The following is a 3,205-nucleotide window of genomic DNA, read 5'->3' as shown; positions in this document are numbered from 1 at the left end:
TGGAAAATTCCAGTTCAGAACGATCCGATTTGCGGGAAGCACGTCACTTCCGCCGGCCTTCCAATGCCGTCGACGCGATGGCCAGAGCTGGATCGGGAAATTTGGACAGGGTTATAAGTGGAATTTCTGCCTGAACACGGCATAGAAGCCGGGAACAGGAGTCTTCTAAGTGACGCGATTATTCTTCGATCAGACGCTTCTCTCCCGGGGGGAGCCCCTGCTCGATCAACCTGTCGAGGTAGTCGCAGTAAGGACTGCCTTCATAGAATGGGTGGGCCGCCTCTCGGACATATTCCGCATTCAGGTTTGGAAACTTCTTCAAAGCATCAGAGATCCAGATCCTCACTTCATCAGTATTGCCCGCCCTGAGGGCGAGCAACGCTGCCCCAATGAATGGATAATAGGTTGTGCGTTCGAAGGACGCGCCTTCCCGTAGATGCATCCGGGCCGTTGAGAGGTCATCGGGCTCGCCTCTCAGCATCAAGCCAATACCGAGTAGTGTCTTGAACGCAAACATGGACGGATCGTGAGGACTGAGATCGATGGCATTTTGTGCGGCTCTAATCGTCGTATCGGCGTCCCTGAGCCGCACGGCTGCCATTCCATGTGCGAAGTGAAGAAACGCGTAGTTGGGATTTAATGCAAGGCCCTGTTCAGCGACAGGCATGGCCTCAGCCGCTCGCCCGTCCACCGTAAGAAGGAGCGACATCATCGCATACGCGATATCGCTACGCCTGTCGATTTCTAAGGCCTTCGTGGCGAACGATAGTCCTTCCTTGACAGCGACAGGCACGTCTGCGGCACGCCCCCAAAGGACGAGTGCGTATCGGTGGCGAGCTAAATAGGCGTAGGGAAGTGCGAAATTCGGATCGTGTTCGAGCGCTTGTCGAAGGAACTTCTCTGCAGTGGCTTGAGAACCTGCTTCGAAGGAAAGCAATTCAGCAAAGCCGCGGTGACAAAGTTCCCAAGCAGTAAGGTTGTCCGTCGATTTGGCAAGGGCGAGGCCCCGTTCGTGCGCTCCCAGTTCTGGTTCGATGCCCGCGATAATCCGGCGCGTTATCTCGTCCTGCACATCAAAAAAATCGGCGATCGGACGATCCCACCGCTCGGCCCAGATGTGTGCTCCGGAGAGTGCGTCGATTAGCTGTACAGTGATCCTCAACCGATCACCGGACCGCCGAACCGACCCTTCCACGACATAGCGCACACCAAGTTCCCGGGCGATCTTGCGTACGTCCTTGGCTGTTCCCTTGTAGGTGAAAGTCGAGTTGCGAGCGATCACGAACAACCATCGAAAGCGACTTAGTTCCGTGATGACGTCTTCGACCAGTCCGTCGACAAAGAAGTCCTGATCGGGCGTGGCAGAAAAATTCTGGAATGGGAGAACCGCGATCGAAGCACGTGCCTGTCCAGAGAGCCGAACCGCGCTGGGCGCCGTGCCGTCCACCTCGACCTGCCACACGTCAATTGGTTCGGGGATGTTCTTAACGGACTGTGGCCCGAGCCACGTCATCCCAGCCTCTATCTTGCCTTGCACATGATCGTAGATTGCACGAGATATGCAGATGCCTCCGGCGGGTGCGATGGTTTCCAAACGCGCAGTGATGTTGACGCAGTCGCCAAGGATGTCGTCCCCATCGATCACCACGTCTCCCAGATGAATACCGATCCGGAAACGCAGACGTCGGTCTTCCCTTTGAGGAGACTCGCGCGAGATCAAGTTGCGCTGCATTAGAAGAGCCGCTCTTACCGCCAACACTGGCGATGGGAAATCGACGAGGAGCCCGTCGCCCATGGTTTTGACGATGCGGCCACCGCCTTCCATAATTGCCGGGTCAATCACGTAGGTTCGCGCATCGCGCAGCCGCGAAATGGTGCCTTCCTCGTCCGCCGCCATGAGACGAGAATAGCCGACCAAATCGGCTGCCATTATTGTGGTAAGACGACGTTCCACGCTTGCCCCTCCGCCAAGAAAATACAGTACCGCCTGATAAGCAAATGCGAAAGCGCTCTGGAACCGGGCGAATCAGGATAGGAACGAAAAATCCAGAGCCAATGCGCTGATGTCGCACCCGAAGGGATCCGCTTCTCTCTTCGGCTTTCCGATGCCGTCCGGGAATGGTGGCAGCTTAGAAAGAAGAGCAGCGACTCGGCGCGTCCACGTTCATTTAGGAATGTCTGCTGAGTAGCCGAATCCGACACTGCCAATCGGGTGTCTTGAACGTCCGGAGATGCGCATCATGCCCATTCAGCTCCCGTCGTCTAACTTCCGCATTCCACCCTTCCACGACGGACGGGAAACGGGAAGATCGATCCAACGATCGAACGTTGCGTACGCTTCGGTCACTGCTGGGTGGCAGGATCAGCGTTCCAGATGTCCCGGTACAGTTGCCAGGCGCCATCCGTTCCCTTCTTCCAGATAACGATGTATTTGCCAGCTTGGTCCACTGGATTGTCATCCTTTCCAGGGGCCTTCAGACTGAATTTCGCTACCTCAAAGGCGAAGTTGCCACTTTCACTGACTTCCACCGCCTCTAGGGCAAGATCAGACCCCCCCCCGTCGATTGCTCCTTGCCAGAACTGTTGTATCTTGTCGCGTCCATCTACGCGTCGGCTGTCAGGGGGCAGAATGGCGGCGTCTTCCGTATAGTGGGCCGCAACCCCAGCTGCGTCCTTGGCGTTGAAAGCCTTGGTGAACGTCACCAGCGCGGCCTCGATGTCTGACCGTGCCGATTGGGCTTCTACGGACCCAGCCAAGCCAATGCTGACGGCGAGTCCCACAATCGCGGTCGAGATTGTGCGCATGGTTCCTCCTCCCATTCGACCAGAACGCCAAGTGTAGAAAAGGCGAGCTTTTTCGGCAATTCTCCGATTGACTTAACCCGTACACCCGTACCGACGCAGGTCAGGTTCGCTGCACCTAATTCAGTGATGTCCACGCCGCGGCTTGAGGGAAGATGACGGACCCCGAACAGCCGAAAGGGTCCGCAAAGCGGCCGTCCTGTCCCTTCGCAGTGAACTTCCTCTCCCCACCCAAAAACGACTTTCCAGCCACGGTTCATGAACGACCGCTATGCGCCCCGATTTCGGTCGTTCCATCCGCGTCGGCGGCTCCCAATATCCGCCGGTCTGCCTAGTTTATTTTAAATGTCTGAGACGGGTGGAGGCTGTGTGAAAACTCCCGCGCATGATAGCCTACCTCGAG

At 56.8% G+C, this 3,205-nt stretch carries 2 protein-coding genes; both read right to left on the bottom strand.

Annotated elements, in window-relative coordinates; all coding sequences use genetic code 11:
- Positions 1-178: 178 nt before the first annotated feature.
- Positions 179-1,954 carry an adenylate/guanylate cyclase domain-containing protein gene (locus N181_RS07005; RefSeq protein WP_037395736.1) on the bottom strand — a complete coding sequence of 592 codons (1,776 nt, stop codon included), beginning with the start codon at positions 1,952-1,954 and terminating at the stop codon, positions 179-181.
- 389 nt (positions 1,955-2,343) lie between these two features.
- Positions 2,344-2,805 carry a YybH family protein gene (locus tag N181_RS07000; protein ID WP_060563309.1) on the bottom strand — a complete coding sequence of 154 codons (462 nt, stop codon included), beginning with the start codon at positions 2,803-2,805 and terminating at the stop codon, positions 2,344-2,346.
- Positions 2,806-3,205 lie beyond the last annotated feature (400 nt).

This window comes from Sinorhizobium fredii USDA 205, assembly GCF_001461695.1.
GTDB lineage: Bacteria > Pseudomonadota > Alphaproteobacteria > Rhizobiales > Rhizobiaceae > Sinorhizobium > Sinorhizobium fredii.
Note: the sequence above shows the minus strand (reverse complement) of the source record. Positions and strands in the feature narration are given on the sequence as shown.